Below are 18,420 nucleotides of genomic sequence, written 5' to 3'. Positions count from 1 at the left end.
CCCCCACCACCAGCACGCACATCACGATGTACGACTGGAACAGCGACAGGCTCATGGGCTCGCAGACGACGCCCGCCGCCCCGTCAACAACCAGGGCCCGCTGCGCGTCCTGTTGCTGGAGAACATCCACGCCTCCGCCCAGGAGATGCTGGCGGCGGAGGGCTTCCAGGTGGAGCGCACGTCCTCCGCGCTCAAGCCGGAGGAGCTGGCGGAGCGCCTGAGGGGCGTGCACCTGTTGGGCATCCGCAGCAAGACGACGGTGCCGGAGGCGTCGCTCAAGTACGCGGAGGACCTGCTCGCGATTGGCGCCTTCTGCATCGGCACCAACCAGGTGGACCTGCTCTCCTCCAGCGTGCACGGCGTGCCGGTGTTCAACGCGCCGTTCAGCAACACGCGCAGCGTGGCGGAGATGGTGCTGGCGGAGGTGGTGGTGCTGACGCGCCAGCTCTTCGACCGCAGCCGGGAGGTGCACGCCGGACAGTGGCGCAAGGTGGCCACGGGCAGCCACGAGGTGCGCGGCAAGACGCTGGGCATCATCGGCTACGGGCACATCGGCTCGCAGCTGGGCGTGCTGGCGGAGTCCTTGGGCATGCGCGTGCTCTACTACGACGTGATGACGAAGCTGCCCCTGGGCAACTCGCGGTCGGTGCCCACGCTGAACGGGCTGCTGGCGGAGTCGGACTTCGTGACGCTGCACGTGCCGGCGATGGCCTCCACGCACATGATGATGGGGGCGGAGCAGTTCCAGGCGATGAAGCCGGGCGCGTGCCTCATCAACGCCAGCCGGGGCACGGTGGTGGACATCCCGGCGCTGGCGCGGGCGCTGCGCGCGAAGCACCTGGGCGGCGCGGCGGTGGACGTGTACCCGGAGGAGCCGGAGGGCAACTCGGACGGCTTCATCACGGAGCTGCAGGGCATTCCCAACGTGGTGCTGACGCCGCACATCGGCGGCTCCACGGAGGAGGCGCAGGCGTCCATTGGCAAGGAGGTGGCCACGTCGCTGCTCAAGTTCGTCAAGGGCGGCGCGACGACGGGCGCGGTGAACTTCCCCAACGTGGAGGCGCCCATCAACCCGGGCACCCACCGCATCATCAACGTGCACCGCAACACGCCGGGCGTGCTGCGTGACATCAACCGCATCGTGTCCGACTTCAACGCCAACATCCACGCGCAGGTGCTGAGCACCGACGCCAACGTGGGCTACCTGGTGATGGACCTGGACCAGGACGTGTCCCAGCAGGTGTGCGAGGCCATCGCCGGGCTGGAGACGGACATCAAGACGCGCATCGTGTCCTAGGCGTCCAGAATCTTCCCGGGGTTGAGGATGCCCTCGGGGTCCAGCGCGCGCTTGAGGGTGCGCAGCAATTCCAGCTCACCGGGCGCGCGCGTGTAGTCCAGGTAGTCCTTCTTCAACAGGCCGATGCCGTGCTCGGCGGAGATGCTGCCGCCGTGCTTGCGCACGAGGTCGAACATGGCGTGGTCGGACTTCTTGGCGTGGGCGAAGAAGTCCGCCTTCTCCACCGCGTCCGGCTTCATCACGTTGACGTGCAGGTTGCCGTCGCCAATGTGGCCGAAGAGGCAGATCTCCCAGCCCGGGTAGCGGCTGGCGAACACCGCGTCCAGCTCCGAGCAGAACGCCTCCAGGTTCGCCACCGGCAGGGAGATGTCGTTCTTGTGCAGCACGCCCGTGGCGGAGAGGCTCTCGCTGATGGACTCGCGCAGCGACCACAGCTCCGCGGCCTGCCCCACGCCCTGCGCCTGCGTGCCGTCCGTGACGAGCCCGCGCTCGAAGAGCGAGCCCAGCCACGCCTCCACCGCCGCCGGGTCGCCGCCCTCGGACTCCAGCAGCACGTAGCAGCCGCTGGGCGCCTCGAAGGGCGAGCGCAGCTTGCGGTGGCGCTGCACGCGGGCCAGGCACTTGTCGGTGAAGAACTCGTAGGCGGACAGCGCGAGCGGCGCCTGACGCGCGTCGCGGAACAGGCGCAGCACGGCGGCCACGTCCGGCACCGCGAAGAGGAAGACGTCCTGCTTGCCGGGCAGCCGCGTCAGCTTGAGCGTGGCCTCCGTGATGATGCCCAGCGTGCCCTCGCTGCCGATGAAGAGCTGGCGCAGGTCCACGCCGGTGTTGTTCTTCTCCAGCGCGCCGTTGAGCTCCAGCACCTGCCCCTGCGCCGTCACCACCTGGAGGCCCAGCACCCACTGCCGGGTGAGGCCGTAGCGGATGACCTTCACGCCGCCCGCGTTGGTGGCGATGTTGCCGCCCACCGTGCTGCTGCCCTTGGAGGCGAAGTCCACCGGCCACGTCAGGCCGTGCGGCGCGCAGTGCTGATGCACCGCCTCCGTCACCGCGCCCGCCTGCACGCGCACCGTGTTGCCGAGCAGGTCCAGCGGGTCCATGCGGGTCATCCGCTTCAGCGACAGGACCACCTCGCCCTTCATCGCCACCGCCCCGCCCGCCAAGCCCGTGCGCCCGCCGGAGGGCACCACCGCGACGCGGTGCTGGTGGCACAGGGCCATGAAGCGGGCGACCTCGTCCGTGGTGCGGGGGAAGGCCACCGCCCCCGGCGCGGGGGTGTACACGCGCGTCCAGTCGCGGCCGTACTCCTGGAGCTCCGCGGGCTCGCGGGTGAGGAAGTCGCCGGGGAAGGACTCGGCGATGGCGCGGAGGAAGTCGGCGGGCAGCGCGGGCGTGGACATGGGTGCAGGCGTATTGCACCCCCTCCGGCGTGACAAGTCCGGAGGAGGCATCCCCAGGCCCGGGGGCCCGAAATCGTACCCGCTGCGTCCAGGCAGGCCCGCGGCGCCCTACCCCTTGATGAAGGCCAGCAGGTCGTTGTTGATGACGTCCTTGTTGACCGAACACATGCCGTGGCTGAAGCCCGGGTAGACCTTCAGCACCGCGCCCTGGACCAGCTTCGCCGTCAGCCGCCCCGCACCGTCGATGGGGACGATCTGATCATCGTCCCCATGCATCACCAGCGTGGGGACATCGAAGCGCTTCAAGTCCTCGCGGAAGTCGGTTTCGGAGAAGGCCTTGATGCAGTCGTACTCGGCCTTCAGTCCGGCCATCAGGCCCTGGAGCCGGAAGCTCTCGCGCAAGCCCTCGGAGACCTCCGCGCCGGGCCGGTTGAAGCCATAGAACGCCAGGCTCAGCTCCCTGAAGAAGCTGGAGCGGTCCTTCTTCACCCCGGCGCGGATGCCGTCAAAGGCCTCCATGGGCAGGCCATTGGGGTGCCAGTCCGTCTTGAGCATGATGGGCGGGACAGCGCTGATGAGCACGGCCTTCGCCACGCGCGAAGTCCCATGCCGTCCGATGTACCGCGCCACCTCGCCGCCGCCCGTGGAATGACCGACATGGATGGCCTTGCGAAGGTCGAGTGAACGGGTCAGCGCGGCCAGGTCATCCGCGTAGGTGTTCATCTCGTGGCCGCCCCAGGGCTGGGACGAACGCCCGTGGCCCCGGCGGTCATGCGCGATGGTGCGGTAGCCCTGTTCGGACAGGAACATCATCTGGTCCTCGAAGGCGTCGGCCGAGAGGGGCCAGCCGTGGGAGAAGACGATGGGCTGACCGTGCTTGGGGCCCCAGTCCTTGAAGTAGATCCGGGTGCCGTCCTTCGTGGTCAGGTAGCTGCCGGAAATCTTTCCAACGTGCGCGCTGCTGGACTCGACTTCGGTGTCCATGGGGCCATCCTTCGCGGTGCGGTGAGGTCCGAACGGCGCGAAGGTGCGCGTCACCGCACCCACGCACATCGTACCGGAAGGCCGGCCGTCCAGAAGACGGCGCGGCCCCTCACCGCCCGCGAAAGCCCCTCACATCACTTCAGGGGTGGCTGGCCGGATTCGCCGGGTTCGTCCCCGCCGTCCGCTCATCCCCGTCGAAGAACCCATCCAGGTCCCGGTCGATGCCGACGCGCCCCCCCGAGCCCGGCGGCGTGCAGGTGTACGTCAGCACGCCGTGGTTCGCGGCGACGGCCGAGCGGAGCGACGCCGCGGGCACCAGCGGCAGCGCCGCGCGGTCCGTCTTGAACAGTCCGCTGCCCACGTAGACGAAGCCCATCTCGTGGGTGCCGGCGCGGCCCTTGGCCACAAGGTCACACTCGCCCGCGTTCGCGCGCGCCACCAGCAGGTCGATGCGCGGCCCGGCCACCGTGGCGTTGGTGGAGCTGAGCGTCACCTGCTGTCCGACGATGGGCGCCAGGTTGGTCTCGAAGGCGAACATGTACTGCTCCATGTCCTTCTTGGCCTGCAGGCCCGCGGGCGTGTCCGGGATGCCCACCGCGTTGAAGATGGGGTGGAAGTCGAAGCCGCTGTTGAAGAGGAACAGCGTGGGGATGGCACCGTCGCTGTTGAAGCCAATGCCTCGCACCTGGTCACCCAGGAACGTGTCCGCCGGCGTGGTCCCGAAGGGGAAGCCCGCGCCGAACATGCCGACCTTCTGGTAGATGTTGCGCAGGTGCGGCACCTTGGGGAACAGCGGCTCCGCGTCGAAGGAGCTCTTGCCGTCCGTGCCGAAGAAGCCCTTGAAGGGGCCTTCTCCCAGGTTGGCGTTGATGTCCACGCGGTGGCAGGACTCGCACGACCCCTGGAAGAAGCTGGTGGTGTTGACGAAGAAGTCCCGGCCCGCCTGCTGTGACGGCGTCAGCGAGTTGTCCAGGTTGCGGATGGGATTGGGCGGATAGGCCACCTGGAGGATGAAGTCGGAGAACTTCTGCATCTCCGCCGTCGTCAACTGGGCGCTGCGCCCGAGCAGGTCCATGAACGCCGGGTTGAACTGCTTGAAGGCCGCGACCTCGTCGAAGGTGCCGCCGTTGGGCTGGACGCTCGGCGCGGCGTTGCCGCCGGTGCGGTCCCCGCGCCAGTGCATGGGGCCCTGGTTCGCCATGCCGCGAAGGCTCTGGGTGGACAGGGGGCCCTTCATCGGGTGGAAGGCCGTGTCCTGGCCGAACGTCGGGTCCGTGCCGAACTCCGCCAGCACGGGGACGATGGGGTTGGCATTGGCCTTCACGTCGCCGTCCGGGTTGCCCAGGTCCCAGGTGATGCTGTCGAAGTCGCCGAAGATGTGGCAGCTGCCGCAGGAAGAATCGCCGTGGCTGGAGCTGGAGCGCGCGTCGTAGAGGAACGGACGGCCCTGCACCACGCTCGGAGGCTCCGGGTTGAACAGGGGCAGGTGGGCCACCTCCGCCTTCGTGGTGGTGTTGACGACGGAGATGGCGTTGTCGAAGCGCGTGAGCACGTAGAGCCGGTTGCGCGCCTCGTCTAGCACCAGGCCGGTGGGGCCGCCGCCGCTCAGTTCAATCTGGTTCGCGGTGCTGGGAACGAAAGTGCCGGCCTCCAGCGCGGAGGTGGCGTACACGCCGAGCTTCGACGAACCGAACGCGGCGACATAGAGCGTGGCGCCGTCGGACGTCACCGACATGCCCGTGGGCTGCGCGAGGCTCTTCTCGCTCTCCGTGTTGGGCGCGGCCGCGCAGCACGCGGCGTAGTTGATGTGTGAATTGAGGTGGCGGGGCACGACGCTGCCCGCGCTGCCCAGCACGGTGATGCGGCTTTCGTGCAGGTGGCCGCGCAGGGTGCTGCCCACGAGGGTGCCGGGCCCCTCGAAGCGCAGGTCATTCCGGGCCTCGGTGTTGCTGACGTAGACCTTCCCGCTCACCGGGTTGACGGCCATGTTGAACAGGATGGTGCCCACGCCCGCGTAGGAGCCCGCCGCGCCCGCGACCTGCACGGGCGGGTTGGCCGTGGCGGAGATGGCGAACACGTCCTTGTCGGGCAGCGACAGGCGCACGTAGGACGTCCACGGGCGGTTGAGCACGTCCACCCAGTCCGCGCCGTTGTACTTCACGATGACGGAGACCTCCGGCGCGGCAATGCCCTGATGGTTGACGTTGGGACCGGGGACGCCGCCCACGGACTCGCCGCCGTTGGGCACCAGGCTCTCGTGGATGACGGTGGTGCGGTTGCCGGAGTGGAACGCCGCCGCGTACACGCGCGAGCCGTCAGGCGTGGCCGCGAGCGCGCGCGGCGTGTCTCCGAACAGGGTGACGCGGGTGAGCGGCGTGCCGCCCAGCGTCGTGCCCAGGTTCTCCGAGTCGAACACCCAGACGTCGGCCCGGCCAATGCCCGGCGTGGTGAGCTGCGGGTCGAACCCCGTGTTCTGTCCCCGGTGCGCGGCGGTGATGAAGGCGCGCTTCTTCCCGGTGCCCGCGAAGACGATGTCGCGGGGCTCATCCCCCACGAGCAGCGTCCGCGTCACGGCCCCACCCTGTCCGCCCGCGTCCACGCGCACGATGCTCACGCTGTCGGACAGGTGGTTGACGACCCAGACCTCGTCGTTGGTGCGAGCGGCGACGGCGACCGGCTCCAGGCCCACCGGCACCGAGCCCGTGTGCGTCAGGCCGCTGGTGCCCACCTGGAAGATCTCCAGCCGGTTGTCGGGCGTGTTGACGGCGAAGAGCCACTGGCCGTTGGGGGACAGGGACAGGGGGCGGACCTGACCGCTCTCGAAGACGGTGAAGTGCTGCGCGGACGCGGTGAAGCTCAACAGCAGCAGCGCGGCGGACAGGGCTTTCGCCACGCCACGGCGCACAGCCGGGTGTCTGGGATTCATGATGTCTCTCTGGGAAGGGGGGCGGGTGCCCCCCGCTTCGACATGGGTTGGGGCGTCTCGAACTGGGGAACGGGTGGGCCTGGACCCGGTGGCAGTCGTTGCACGGCGCAATGACTTCCTCTCTACGCAACCAGGATGGATGGATGGTTGCGTAGGGAGGCGGGTCACCAGTGGGACGGCAAGAAGAACCTCCGCCACTTGCGCCGGGGCCATGCATCCAGGAGCCCCCGCAGCACCTCATCCTGGACTCCCGTCACCCGGCCGACCAGCACCTCCTGGGTGCTGCGCTCGATGCGGATCTCCCCCCACTCGGGCGTCCCTTCGACGTAGCGCGCGTCCTTCGCGGCCCAGGACGTCCCGCCCGTGGCCTTCACCACGCGCGCCACGCACGCGTCGAACTCCGCCTCCGGCAACCAGCGCAGCGCCTCCACCAGCCGGTTCGCGTCAAAGCCTCGCAGCGGCGTGGGCCTGCCGGTGAGGGCGCCCAGCGCTTCGGGCCCCGTGCCCTGGGGAATGAAGGACAGGCCCTGGGGGCGCAGCACGCAATGGCCGGGATGTCCTCCGAGCGTCGCGGGAAGGACGGCCACCTGCCCCCACAGGCGCAGGCCGGCGAGGGCCGCGTCACGCAGGCGCGGCAGGCGGTGCAGCTCCACGAGCGCGACCACCTCCGCGTCGTTCAACAGGCCGCGAGCGTGCAGCCGCCGGGTCCCCGTCACGCGAACGTCGAGCGTGTCTGGATCCACGCGGACGCCATCGTCGGCGATGGTGGCCCACCGCACCTCCTGGGGCTCACCGAGGACGGGAAGCCAGAGCAGCCGCTCGTTCGTGAGCCGCACCCGTCCCAGGCCCAGCACGGGCCACAACACGGGACGCAAGAGGGGCCAGAGCACCCAACGTCCGAGCGGTCCTCGCAGCACGCGAAGGATGAAGCTCGCCACGCCCACCCCGAAGCCCAGCGCGATGAGTCCCAGCCCCACCCACCGGAGGCCGGGCAACCGGGTGAGCGCGATGATGAAGCCCAGCGCGCCCACCGCGTAGGGTGTCCAGACGGGAAGCCGTGGGAGTCCCCGGGGGAACGCAGACTCGAACCGCCGCCAGCGCGGACGCCACCAGGCGGCGGACTCGAAGGCGAGCACCTCCCCGGCGACCAGCGTCCGGCTCACCGGCTGGCGCACGAGCGCGTTGAGTCGCGTCAGCGCCTTTTCGAGCGGAAGGTCCGGGGGCACCTCGACCCAGGCCTCCAGCCTGCGCCGCGCGAGCCCCGCGAGCCGCTCACGCCGCGCCGACAGCTCCCGGGCGGCCCGCAGGACCGGGACGTCCCCGGACCAGGCCTCCGACGCCGCGCGACGGTGGACGCGCTCCAGCGCCTCTTCCAGGGCCTCCGCGTGGGCCACGAGCGCGGGCACCCGCTCCGGCCGCTTCAGCAGCCCTCGCCGCCAACGCCGTCCGGACAGCAGCGTCTCCAGCTCCGCATGGGGACGCAGGGCCACGGCGATGCGTTCCGCGCGCCCTTCCAACTGGCGCTCGGTGTCGGACGCCGTGAGGTCCGCGGCATCGGTGCCAGGTCGGAGGCGATGGGATTTCAGGCCGCGAAGCATGGTCTCGCGCGGGCGCTACTTCTGGCGCTGGCGGAAGGGGCCCCGGAGCCGTGGAAACCGGGCCCCCGAGGACCAATCCCGAAGGACCGCTTCGACGGCCGCCGCCTGGGCCCACGCCCACTGGCCCTTCAACACGCTCCCGCCAGACTCGATGCGGACCTCCTTCGACGCGGACGTCCCCGGAACATGTCTTGCGGACCGCGCGTCCCAGAACGTGCCGCCGGTCGCCTTCACCACGCTCGCCACGCACGCGTCGAACTCCGCCCGGGGCAACCAGCGCAGCGCTTCCAACACCCCATCCGCGTGGAACGCCTCCAGCGAGGTGGACTTGCCAGTGATGGCTTGAAGGGCCTTCGGCCCCTGCTGTTCGGGGATGAAGGACACGCCCCCGGGGTGCAGCACGCAGTGCCCCTGCCGCGCTTCCTGTCCCCGCTCCTCGAGCGTCGCGGAGAGGATGGCCACCCGCTCCAGGCGCACCCCGCGCCGCGCCGCGCCGCGCAGGGGCGGCTGACGGTGCAACTCCAGGAGCGCGGCCACTTCCATCGCATCCAACACCGCCCGCGCATGCATTTGCCGGTCGCCCTTCACGCGCAGGTCCAGCGAGAAGTCATCCACGGTGATGCCACCATCGGGAATCGTGCCCAGGCGCACCGCCTGGGGCGCGCCGAAGGCCGGTTTCCAGAGCAGCCGCTCGCTGGTGATCCGCACCTGACCGGAGCCCAGCAGGGGCCACACCAGCGAGCGCAGGAGCGGCCACAGCACGGACCCCAGGATGGCCGCCATCAGCCCGAAGGTGACGCTCATGAAGAGCGCGGGAGCCACGTCCTCGAGTGAGAGGGGATGAGCGCCCATCAGCAGCGCGCCCAACACGCCCACCCCCACCAGCACGAAATAGGGAACCACGGAGTGGCGCCGCGTCGGATGGGGGATGAGTCCCCGCACCAGACGGCGGCCCGGATGCCAGCGGGCGTCGGTCTCGAAGGCGAGCACCTCGCCCGGGGTCAGTTCCCAGTTCGCGGACTGACGCACCCTTGCATCCAGCCGCGTCAGGACCTCTTCGAGCGGAAGGTTCGGAGGCGCTTCGGCCAGGGCCTCCAGCCTGCGCCGCGCGAGGGCGGTGAGCCGCTCACGCCGCTGCGACAGCTCGCGGGCCTCCCGCCACACGGGCGTGGACTCCTCCCAGGCCTCCGACGCCGCGCGACGGTGGACCCGCTCCAGCGCTTCCTTCAGCGCCTCCGCCTGGGCCACGAGCGCCGGCACCCGCTCCGGCTGCTTCAGCAAGGCCCGCCGCCAGCGACGACCGGACAGCAGCTCCTCCAGCTCCGCATGGGGACGCACGGCCGCGGTGATGAGCCGCGCGCGCCCTTCAAGCTGGCGCTCGGCGTCGGACGCCGTGAGGACCGGGACGTCGGTGCTGGGTTGGAGGCGCTGGGACATCGCGCCGCGAAGCATAGCCTTGCGCGGCGGGAGTGTCTGGAGACGCGGCCTATTCGCCAGGCGTCTCCAATTCCAGACGTGCGCACTGACGCAGCACCTCCTGCGCGTCGGCGGACTCGGCGGGAGGCGGCGGAGGGGCTTCGAGCCAGGGCACGGGAGGCTGGGTGGGTGTTCCCTCGGACTCCTTGAGGAGCGCGAGCAGTTCCTTCGCGGGGTCCCTGCGAAGCGGAGGCACGGCCTGCAACGGACGCGGCGCGGGAGCGGCGGGCGGCGCGGGAAACGACGGGGCGGGGTGCGTCGTCACGTCGGGAGGGGGAAGCGCGGCGGCCTGGAGCAGGGCCGCGGGCTCCAGGGCCAGGGCCACCACCGCCTTGGGCTCCGCGGGCAGGAGGTCCTCTGGATCAAAGCCGAAGGGCACTCCGGGCCCCATCCTGGGAGGCGTGCCGCACTCCGGCTCCAGGTCGAAGGGCGAAGCGCCGTCCGCCATGGGGATGCACCGCAGCGCGTTCGGACGCGGCGTGGGCGCGTTGGGGTCCAGCGGATCCGACAGGCGCCGGACGGCCTCCGGCACCACGGGAGGTGCCGGCGGCGCGGCGCCGGACATCTCCAGGCGCGGAGGCCACACCGCCACCGGCAGCAGCGTCACGTCCGGCTCCCGCACGGGCAGCGAGCGCACCCGCCCGCCACCCAGTGTCACCGCCTCCTTCGCGAGCGCCGCGGCATGTTCAGCCAGCATCCGATCCGCCCAGCCCTTCACCCACCGCGCCAGGGCCAACCGCCAGGCCCGATGGCGACGCGCCTGGAGCGGAGGCACCCAGTCCTCCACCGCCCCGGCAGGAGAAGGGCCGCGCGTCACCCGTCATCCTTCACGGGCATCCGGATGATCAACGGCGCCGTCCCGGAGGCGAGCACCTCCGAGTCCACCGCCAGCAGCTCGCCCTCGGCGCGCACCTCCAGCCGGCCCAGCGACTTCGCGGGTGACACGCGGGGGAACTGGAAGTGTCCCTGCGCATCCGTGCGCGTGCTCAGTTGCAGGGAGGGCAGCGCCACCCACGCGCCCCGGATGGGCACGTCACCGGGCCCCACCACCCGGCCCAGCAACCCGCCCGGTGGGGGCGCGCTGTCCACCAATGACAGACATCGCACCTCCGCCAGGGGTTGCTCCTTGCGCACCTGCACCCGCAGGCGGAAGGCGGGGCGCGGCACCGAGCGCAGTCCCGCCCAGAGCGCGGCCGGCACCGGGCTCAGGTCCACCTCGATCTCCTTGTCGCTCATGGCCGCGAAGACCAGGTCGCCCAAGAGCCGGTGCGCGCGCTCCGGCGTGTCCGCGCCCACCGTCACCAGATAGCAGACGGTGAATTGGAGGACGCCCCGCTTGCCGGGACGCGACAGGGGCGCGGGCCCCAGCTCCAGCAGGTAAAGACAGACACCCCGCTCCAGGGACTCCCGGTCCGGCACGCCCAGGTACACGGGTGCCTCCGTGGCGATACGGCCTACCCACGCTTTCATGCGCAGATCGACTTCGTCGATCATCCTTGGCCCCCCGGTTCCCGGCCTGTCCACCGTTACGCCGTGCCTGCCCATTGTACGCTCGCATGACCTCACGCGTCCGCCCATCACCCATGGGATGGAGCGGGACGTCGTTGAGCCGACAGGGATTGAACGCCCCGGGTCGCCACGCACGCGGCCCCTGCCCTGTCGGGAACCGGGCAGTCCTTCCTCCGCACATCGCGGCATCCCGGAAAGCCCGTACGGGTTTCACACGACATGGCTTCTCTTCCGGGGCCCCTTCCGCGAAAGATGTCCCCCGGGCCGGCAACCACCGTGGAACCTTCATCATGACGATGGACTCCCTTTCGATGAGACGACGCACCCCCCTTCTTTCCTCCGGCTTCGCGCTGGGGTGTCTGGCCGCACTCGGCTTCGCCACCCCCGCGCTGGCGGAGGAGGAAGGCGGCACGAAGCACACCCTGGGCCTGCTGGTGGACGCGGGCGCCCCGCACGGCATTGGCGTGTCGGCGGTGTTGCGCCCCGCGTCGTGGGTGCGGCTGCAGGCGGGCCCCACCACCAACACGCTGAGCGTCGGCGTGCGCGGCGGGGTGAGCATCCTGCCGATGGACACGTTCATTTCGCCGTCGTTCAACGCGGAGGTCGGGCACTACTTCGGCTCCGAGTACAGCGAGGTGCTGGACTGGCTGGGCCGCGAACCGAGCACGACGTCGCAGGCCATCCGCGACGTCACGTACAACTACGTGACGGGCAGCGTGGGTCTGGAGGTGGGCGCGAGCAGCCGCTTCAACTTCTTCCTGAACGTGGGCCTGAGCTACGTGGCGCTCACGGTGCCGGAGCCCACGCCGCTCATCCAGGACGCGGCCAACGACGACACCGTGACGTCGGGGCCGCTGCACGTGCGCGCCACCATCCCGTCCGTGAAGCTGGGCTTCATCCTCTACTTCTTCTGAGCCAGGAGACTCCCCACCATGCGTACGAAAACCTTCCGCACCCTCCTGCTCTGCTGCGCCCTGCCCCTCTTCACCACGGGCTGTGAGTCCCTCTTCAACATCGAGGTGGAGGCCGAGGAGATCTGCAAGGCCGAGGACGACCTGTCCTTCCCCGCCGCCTTCCCGGGAAGCGCCTCCGTGGAGCAGTCCATCCAGGTACCGCTGGGCGACTTCGCCAGCGCGCTGCCCGACGACACCGACGTGGAGACCCAGCTGCGGCTGAAGCTCTTCGATGCCACCGCCACCACGGACATCAGCGGCATCGAGCGCGCGAGCCTCTCCGTGCGCAAGCCGGGCTCGCCGGAGTACGTGCTGCTGGGCGAGTTCCGCCGCACGGGCAATGGCGGCGCCACGAACAAGCTGCAGCTCACCGGCAGCGGCGCGGTGGACGTGCTGGACCTGGCGAAACAGGAGGAATTGGAGTTCCTCTTCCAGGCCACGGGTTCACTGCCCACGCAGCCGTGGAGCGCGGACATCCGGGTGTGCGTGGGCGCCAAGGCGAGCGCCAACTACTTCGGCCTGGTGTTCTGACGGTCCCCGTCGCGTTCCCGTTCCGGCGTCAGGACAGCGCCGGGACGGGCGCGGCGGGCTGGATGCCCAGGTGTTCGTGCCGAGTGCCGAGCACCTGGTCGAAGAACGGATGCGTCACGCACCAGTTCGCATCCGCCACGCGCCCCAGGTGGTGGTCGCAGAGCCAGGGCACGTTGGCGCGGGCCCACGTGGGGTCCAGGTGCGCGCGGCGGTGCACGCGGTGGAAGTTGAACGCGCAGGCCCACACGGTGCCCACGAAGAAGGGGGCCACGGGGAACAGGGGCATGTGCGCGAGCGCGAGCACCGTCAGCCCCATTCGCTCCCGCAGCTCCTTGGCGCGAGTCCACAGCGAGCGCAGGTACGCATCCGCGCAGGGTGACGCCGCGAAGGACGCATGCGGGGGAGCGGGAGGATGGCGGCGGCCCGGCGTCACGTACCGGCGCAGCGCCCACTCCGCGAAGTTCGAATACGCCCAGCCCAACGGGATGCCGATCATCGTCCCCTCCCCCATCCAACCCCTGGGGATGAACATGGGCCTTCGCCCCGGCAGCGCGAAGCGAACGTCAGTGCATATGCCCCACGGGGCCCCGTGGGCCGGGCGACAAGGTGCTGCCCCCGGGGGAGGTGATGCGCAGGCAGGCGCTCACGAAGTGGGCTCTCCCGGACTTGGAATGGACACTCCGGAAACCGGGTCCATGAGGACGCCCCGCCGGCGGCTGCTCGCCAAAACCTGTCCGACAGTCGGACAGGTTCGCGCCATGCCCCCCCAGCGGGGGGCCCTCTTGAGCCGGGCGACCCAAGGGAGGCCCCGAGAGCATGGGTGCGCACGCGGGTGTTCCCGGCGCGGGACCAGCAGGCGGGCCTCCTGAGCCAAGCGACAAGGGGAGGCAGTGCACAGGCGGTGTTCACGATCCAGGGCCGGAAGTTGGACGGGACGGCGCGGGGCCCCTAAGTGGGGAGGGTGGGACGCAAGCGGACCGTGGGCGGCTTCGACATTCCGAGATGGGCGTGGCTGGCGCCGTGCGTGCTGGTGCCGGTGGTGCTGCTCAACGTGGGCGTGGCGTGGCTCGGCGGGACGCAGGTGTCGCCGCTGTCCTTCTCCTTCCTGAAGACCAAGGCGCGGGCGCTGGGGGCCTACGCGGCGCACCGGCCCGCGTGCGTGCTGGACGCGCACCCGCCGCTGGAGCCGCTCATCGCGGAGTCGGAGCGCCGGCATGGGATTCCGCCGGGGCTCCTGCGGGCACTCATCCAGGTGGAGTCGGAGACGCGGGTGCACCGCATCTCGCCCGCGGGGGCGATGGGCCCGGGGCAGTTGATGCCGGACACGGCGGCGCTGATGCGGGTGGAGGATCCCTTCGACCCGGCGCCCTCCATCGACGCGAGCGGGCGTTATCTGGCGGAGCAGCTGCGCAGGTTCCGGGACGTGCGGCTGGCGGTGGCCGCGTACAACGCGGGGCCGGGTTCGGTGAACGGGCACGTGCCGCGCAACGGGGAGACGGAGTTCTACGTGGCCAAGGTGCTCGCGGCGTACGCGCACACCCGGCCGCCCGCGCCCGTGGTGGTGAAGCGGCCGGTGCCCACCTCGGCCGCGGCGAAGGCACCGGAGCGGACTGCCGTGGCCCAAGCCGCCGCGAGGAAGGCCCCGCCGTCCGGTGCGCACGCGAAGCCGGCAGCCTTGAGGAAGACGGCGCCCGTGAAGAAGCCCGCCCCCCGGCCCGCGTCATCCGGCAAGGCCGCGCCTCGGCTCGCGTCCGCGCAGAAGCCGTAGGCAACGGGGCGCGACATCCACGCGCCAATCAAGGGGAGCGGGCGGATGATCCGCACTCGCCCCCCAGGCCAATTCAATCCCGCGCCGTGCATCCACGCACGTCACGTCCCTGCGGCGGCAAGCCCGTGCCTGCCGAACGGCTTCAGCCCCCGCCCACGCGGGCCGCATGGACCCGTGAGCCCTGCAGGCCGCTGGCGGCGCCCGTGTCCAGCCACACCTCCACGTCGCGGTGGAGCTGGAGGAACGACGCCGGGCACCGGGGCGTCACCGGCCCGTGCACCATCGCCGTCACCGCCGCCGCCTTGTTCACCCCGAACGCCAGCACCACCACCTTGCGCGCCTGGAGCACCGCCGCCATGCCCAGCGTCAGCGCCGACATGGGCACGCGCGACGGGTCATCACCGAACGCCAGCACATGCGACAGCCGCGTCTCCCGACTCAGGCGCGCGCGGTGGCTCATCGCCGTCAACACCTCGCCGGGCTCGTTGAACGCGACGTGCCCGTTGGGCCCCACGCCCAGCAGCAGCAGATCCAGTCCTCCGGCCGCCGCCAACGCCGCGTCGTACCGCGCGCACTCGGCCTCCGCGTCCGGCGCGCACCCGTCGAAGAAGTGGATCCGCGCCGTTGACAGATTCACATGCCGGAACAGGTGCCGGTCCATGTACGCCCGGAAGCTGCCCCCGTCCTCCGGCGGCAGGCCCAGGAACTCATCCACGTTGAACGTCGTCGCCCGCGACAGGTCCAGCGCCCCCTTCGCCGCCAGCTCCGCCAGCCCCCGGTACACGTTGAGCGGCGAGCGCCCCGTGGGCAGCCCCAGCACCAGCTCCGGCGTGTGACGTACGGCCTCCGCGATGCGCGCCGCGCAAGTGCTGGCCGCCTCCTGCTCCGTCTCGAACACACGTAGGTTCATGCGCCGTCCAGCATACGCCGTCCCTCCTCCCGGGTCGCGCGCCCCCCAGCCACTGCGTGCGTTGCGCCGCGCGGCAATGGCCGATTAACAGGCCCACGGCGCACGGCCGGTCCCCCGCACGCCCGGGGGCCGGGTGGGTCCCCCGATGAGCGCTCGGCGCAAACGGTCCTCACACGCGGGGCCCGGGTCGGGCTAGAACCCGGCTCATGAAAGTCGCCGTGCTCACCGGCGGGGGTGATTGCCCCGGCCTCAATGCGGTCATCCGCGCCATCGTCCGCCGTGCCAGCGAGCACGGCTTCGAAATGATGGGCCTGCGGGATGGGTGGAAGGGCCTGCTGGACGACAACCACTTCCGCCTCACGCGGGAGACCACCTCCGGCATCCTGCACCGGGGTGGCACCATCCTCGGCACCTCGCGCGTCAACCCCTTCAAGGTCGAGAACGGCCTGGAGCGCGTGAAGCGCGCCATCGAACGCAATGGCATCCACGCGGTCATCGCCATCGGCGGCGAGGGCACCCTCTCCGCCGCCACGCGCATGGCCCAGGAGGGCGTGCGCATCGTCGGCGTGCCGAAGACCATCGACAACGACCTCAACGGCACCGACTTCACGTTCGGCTTCGACACCGCCGTCATGATCGCCACGGAGGCCGTGGACCGGCTGCACTCCACCGCCGAGTCCCACAAGCGCGTCATCGTCTGCGAGGTGATGGGCCGGCACGTCGGGTGGATCGCCACCTATGCGGGCATCGCGGGCGGCGCGGACGTCATCCTCGTCCCGGAGATCCCCGCCGACCTGGAGGCCGTCGCCCAGCACCTGCAGCGCCGCAACGCGGGCGGGCGCACCTTCTCCATCGTCGTCGTCGCGGAAGGCACGCGCATCAAGCTGTCCGCGGACCAGAACGAACAACTGGTCACCACGGGCGCGCTGGATGAAGCCGGCCGTCCGCGCCTGGGCGGCGTGGGCAACATCGTCGCGTCGGAGATTGAACGCCGCACCGGCTTCGAGACGCGCGTGTCCGTGCTGGGCCACATCCAGCGCGGCGGCGCCCCCACGGCGCACGACCGGGTGCTCGCCACCCGGTTCGGCGTGCATGCGTGCGACATGGTCGCCCGGGGCGAGTTCGGCAGGATGGCCGCCCTGCGTGGCAACGAAATCGTCAGCGAGAACCTCGCCGAGGCCACCCGCGAGCTCAAGCGCGTCCCCAAGGAGTTCTTCGAGGTCGCCCAGGTCTTCTTCGGCTGACAGTCGACTTTGACGTACCGCGCCATGCCCTCCTCCACTTGGAGTGGAGGGCATGGCGCCGCGCATCCGGTAGCATCCGGCCCTTCACCCGTTCGCGAAGGGATGGTGCCGATGCTCACCGGTCGCATGATGGACTTCCCGCTCACCCTGACGCACTTCCTGGAGCGCGCGCGCTCCTATTACGGCGCGCAGGAGATTGTCAGCCGCAACCCGGACAAGTCCCTGCACCGCTACACGTACGCGGACTTCCACAAGCGCACGAGCCAGCTCGCCAACGCCCTGACGCGGCTGGGGGTGAAGCCGGGGGACCGGGTGGCGTCGCTGAGCTGGAACCATCACCAGCACCTGGAGGTGTACTTCGGGGTGCCGTCGATGGGCGCGGTGATGCACACGCTCAACCTGCGGCTGCACCCCAAGGACCTGGCCTACATCGCGAGCCACGCGGAGGACACGGTGGTGGTGGTGGACCGGTCGCTCTTGCCGCTGCTGGAGAAGTTCGAGAAGTCAGCGCCCTGCATCAAGCACGTCATCGTCATCCCGGATGACGGCCCGGTACCGGAGGGGCGGCTGGACTACGAGAAGCTGCTCGCGGCGGAGTCGGACACGTTCGCGTTCCCGCGCCTGGATGAGAACAGCGCGGCGATGCTCTGCTACACGTCAGGCACGACGGGCAACCCGAAGGGCGTGCTCTTCAGCCACCGCTCCATCGTGTTGCACACGCTGGTGTGCTGCCTGCCGGAGGTGCTGGGCCTCAAGGACACGGACACGGTGCTGGCGGTGGTGCCCATGTTCCACGCGGCCGCGTGGGGCCTGCCCTTCGACGCGCTGCTCACGGGGGCGAAGCAGGTGCTGCCCGGGCCGCACCTGGACCCCCAGTCGCTGCTGGAGCTGATGCGGGACGAGAAGGTCACCGTGGCCGGCGGCGTGCCCACCATCTGGCTGGGCATCCTGGCGCAGCTGGACCGCGAGCCGGGCAAGTGGGACCTGGGCGCGATGCGCCACATGGTGATTGGCGGTTCGGCGGCGCCGCCGTCGCTCATCGACGGGTTCCGCAAGCGCCACAAGCTGGAGGTGCTGCACGCCTGGGGCATGACGGAGATGAACCCGGTGGGCACGCTGGCGCGGCTGAAGGGGGATTTGCACTCGGCGTCGCCGGAGACGCAGCTGGATGCGTATGCGTCGCAGGGCTATTCGGTGCCCTTCGTGGAGACGCGCCACGTGAGCGACACGGGCGAGGTGCTGCCCTGGGACGGCAAGGCGATGGGCGAACTGGAGGTGCGCGGGCCCATGGTGGCGGCCTCGTACTTCGGGGACGAGGGCAAGGACCGCTTCACGGCGGACGGCTGGTTCAAGACGGGCGACGTGGTGACCATCGACGCGGCGGGCTACCTGCACATCACCGACCGCAGCAAGGACGTCATCAAGTCGGGCGGCGAGTGGATCAGCTCGGTGGCGCTGGAGAACGCGCTGATGGCGCACCCGTCCGTGCTGGAGGCGGCGGTGTTCGCGGGCCGGCACTCCAAGTGGGACGAGCGGCCGCTGGCGGCGGTGGTGTTCAAGGCCGGGCAGCAGGCGACGAAGGCGGAGCTGACGGCGCACTTGGAGAAGCAGTTCGCGAAGTGGTGGCTGCCGGATGACTTCCTCTTCGTGCCGCAGATTCCGCGCACGTCGACGGGGAAGTTCCTGAAGATGAAGCTCCGGGAGGACTTCGGGGACCACCTGTTGAAGGCGCCCGTCGCGTCCTGAAGTGGTTGAAGCGACCGCCGGGCACCTGACACCTGGGGGCCGGCGGCTCGCACTGGGGCGGGGCTGGGGGTACGGTAG

Annotated in this window: 15 protein-coding genes; 6 read left to right on the top strand and 9 right to left on the bottom strand. The window is 70.5% G+C overall.

The annotated features are described in order from the left end of the window. Positions 1–145: 145 nt before the first annotated feature. On the top strand, positions 146–1,297 hold the full coding sequence (serA, locus tag D7Y13_RS22335) for a phosphoglycerate dehydrogenase (RefSeq protein WP_439329234.1): 1,152 nt from the start codon (positions 146–148) through the stop codon (positions 1,295–1,297). Here the strand turns inward: serA and D7Y13_RS22330 are convergent. The 7 genes from D7Y13_RS22330 to D7Y13_RS22300 all read right to left on the bottom strand — a co-directional run bounded on the left by D7Y13_RS22330 (position 1,294) and on the right by D7Y13_RS22300 (position 11,151). Then, positions 1,294–2,697 carry an FAD-binding oxidoreductase gene (locus D7Y13_RS22330; RefSeq protein WP_120537915.1) on the bottom strand — a complete coding sequence of 468 codons (1,404 nt, stop codon included), beginning with the start codon at positions 2,695–2,697 and terminating at the stop codon, positions 1,294–1,296. The two genes, serA and D7Y13_RS22330, sit on opposite strands and share 4 nt — an antisense overlap. 108 nt (positions 2,698–2,805) lie before the next feature. Further along, positions 2,806–3,681, bottom strand: a complete 876-nt coding sequence (locus D7Y13_RS22325; RefSeq protein WP_120585010.1) for an alpha/beta fold hydrolase — start codon at positions 3,679–3,681, stop codon at positions 2,806–2,808. Between the two features lie 139 nt (positions 3,682–3,820). Continuing rightward, entirely contained in the window at positions 3,821–6,607 is a 2,787-nt protein-coding gene (locus D7Y13_RS22320) for a hypothetical protein (protein ID WP_120585004.1), read from the bottom strand. Positions 6,608–6,771: 164 nt separating this feature from the next. Further along, entirely contained in the window at positions 6,772–8,205 is a 1,434-nt protein-coding gene (locus D7Y13_RS22315) for a hypothetical protein (protein ID WP_120585005.1), read from the bottom strand. 15 nt (positions 8,206–8,220) lie between these two features. Continuing rightward, positions 8,221–9,642, bottom strand: coding sequence for a hypothetical protein (locus tag D7Y13_RS22310; RefSeq protein WP_120585006.1), 1,422 nt, complete (start codon positions 9,640–9,642; stop codon positions 8,221–8,223). A 49-nt stretch (positions 9,643–9,691) separates the two neighbouring features. Then, the gene (locus D7Y13_RS22305; protein ID WP_147444430.1) at positions 9,692–10,498 is read right to left on the bottom strand and encodes a hypothetical protein; all 807 of its coding nucleotides are present in this window, start codon (positions 10,496–10,498) and stop codon (positions 9,692–9,694) included. Then, complete coding sequence (locus D7Y13_RS22300; protein WP_233595798.1) at positions 10,495–11,151, bottom strand: carboxypeptidase-like regulatory domain-containing protein; 657 nt, start codon at positions 11,149–11,151, stop codon at positions 10,495–10,497. Before D7Y13_RS22300 ends, D7Y13_RS22305 begins: the two co-directional genes overlap by 4 nt. 350 nt (positions 11,152–11,501) lie before the next feature. Here D7Y13_RS22300 and D7Y13_RS22295 point away from each other — a divergent pair, with 350 nt between their 5' ends. Further along, on the top strand, positions 11,502–12,104 hold the full coding sequence (locus D7Y13_RS22295; protein WP_233595799.1) for a hypothetical protein: 603 nt from the start codon (positions 11,502–11,504) through the stop codon (positions 12,102–12,104). Between the two features lie 18 nt (positions 12,105–12,122). Beyond that, entirely contained in the window at positions 12,123–12,674 is a 552-nt protein-coding gene (locus tag D7Y13_RS22290) for a hypothetical protein (RefSeq protein WP_120537533.1), read from the top strand. A gap of 28 nt (positions 12,675–12,702) precedes the next feature. On the opposite strand, the gene D7Y13_RS22285 is transcribed toward D7Y13_RS22290, so the two are convergent. Beyond that, a complete protein-coding gene (locus tag D7Y13_RS22285) occupies positions 12,703–13,170 on the bottom strand; it encodes a hypothetical protein (RefSeq protein WP_120537534.1) in 468 nt (155 codons plus the stop codon). A 465-nt stretch (positions 13,171–13,635) separates the two neighbouring features. Between D7Y13_RS22285 and D7Y13_RS22280 the strand changes: the two genes are divergently transcribed. Next, a complete protein-coding gene (locus D7Y13_RS22280) occupies positions 13,636–14,442 on the top strand; it encodes a lytic transglycosylase domain-containing protein (protein WP_120537538.1) in 807 nt (268 codons plus the stop codon). Positions 14,443–14,584: 142 nt separating this feature from the next. Here D7Y13_RS22280 and D7Y13_RS22275 read toward each other — a convergent pair whose 3' ends face one another. Then, positions 14,585–15,352 (bottom strand): glucosamine-6-phosphate deaminase, encoded by a 768-nt coding sequence (locus D7Y13_RS22275; protein WP_120585009.1) that lies wholly within the window; start codon positions 15,350–15,352, stop codon positions 14,585–14,587. Positions 15,353–15,558: 206 nt separating this feature from the next. On the opposite strand from D7Y13_RS22275, the gene D7Y13_RS22270 reads away from it, so the two are divergent. Beyond that, positions 15,559–16,596 carry a 6-phosphofructokinase gene (locus D7Y13_RS22270; RefSeq protein ID WP_120537536.1) on the top strand — a complete coding sequence of 346 codons (1,038 nt, stop codon included), beginning with the start codon at positions 15,559–15,561 and terminating at the stop codon, positions 16,594–16,596. 111 nt (positions 16,597–16,707) lie between these two features. Beyond that, entirely contained in the window at positions 16,708–18,342 is a 1,635-nt protein-coding gene (locus D7Y13_RS22265) for a long-chain fatty acid--CoA ligase (protein ID WP_120537537.1), read from the top strand. Positions 18,343–18,420: the final 78 nt, after the last annotated feature.

Origin of the sequence: Corallococcus praedator (assembly GCF_003612125.1) — a bacterium.
Taxonomy (GTDB): domain Bacteria; phylum Myxococcota; class Myxococcia; order Myxococcales; family Myxococcaceae; genus Corallococcus; species Corallococcus praedator.
This window is presented reverse-complemented; position numbering and strand designations above follow the sequence as displayed.

Excerpts from the sequence above, each read along its gene's own strand:
- D7Y13_RS22275 (WP_120585009.1), bottom strand. The coding sequence starts at position 15,352 with ATGAACCTACGTGTGTTCGAGACGGAGCAGGAGGCGGCCAGCACTTGC.
- D7Y13_RS22330 (WP_120537915.1), bottom strand. The coding sequence starts at position 2,697 with ATGTCCACGCCCGCGCTGCCCGCCGACTTCCTCCGCGCCATCGCCGAG.
- D7Y13_RS22315 (WP_120585005.1), bottom strand. The coding sequence starts at position 8,205 with ATGCTTCGCGGCCTGAAATCCCATCGCCTCCGACCTGGCACCGATGCC.
- D7Y13_RS22300 (WP_233595798.1), bottom strand. The coding sequence starts at position 11,151 with ATGAAAGCGTGGGTAGGCCGTATCGCCACGGAGGCACCCGTGTACCTG.
- serA (WP_439329234.1), top strand. The coding sequence starts at position 146 with ATGCTGGCGGCGGAGGGCTTCCAGGTGGAGCGCACGTCCTCCGCGCTC.
- D7Y13_RS22310 (WP_120585006.1), bottom strand. The coding sequence starts at position 9,642 with ATGTCCCAGCGCCTCCAACCCAGCACCGACGTCCCGGTCCTCACGGCG.
- D7Y13_RS22265 (WP_120537537.1), top strand. The coding sequence starts at position 16,708 with ATGCTCACCGGTCGCATGATGGACTTCCCGCTCACCCTGACGCACTTC.
- D7Y13_RS22295 (WP_233595799.1), top strand. The coding sequence starts at position 11,502 with ATGAGACGACGCACCCCCCTTCTTTCCTCCGGCTTCGCGCTGGGGTGT.
- D7Y13_RS22325 (WP_120585010.1), bottom strand. The coding sequence starts at position 3,681 with ATGGACACCGAAGTCGAGTCCAGCAGCGCGCACGTTGGAAAGATTTCC.
- D7Y13_RS22270 (WP_120537536.1), top strand. The coding sequence starts at position 15,559 with ATGAAAGTCGCCGTGCTCACCGGCGGGGGTGATTGCCCCGGCCTCAAT.
- D7Y13_RS22290 (WP_120537533.1), top strand. The coding sequence starts at position 12,123 with ATGCGTACGAAAACCTTCCGCACCCTCCTGCTCTGCTGCGCCCTGCCC.
- D7Y13_RS22285 (WP_120537534.1), bottom strand. The coding sequence starts at position 13,170 with ATGATCGGCATCCCGTTGGGCTGGGCGTATTCGAACTTCGCGGAGTGG.
- D7Y13_RS22320 (WP_120585004.1), bottom strand. The coding sequence starts at position 6,607 with ATGAATCCCAGACACCCGGCTGTGCGCCGTGGCGTGGCGAAAGCCCTG.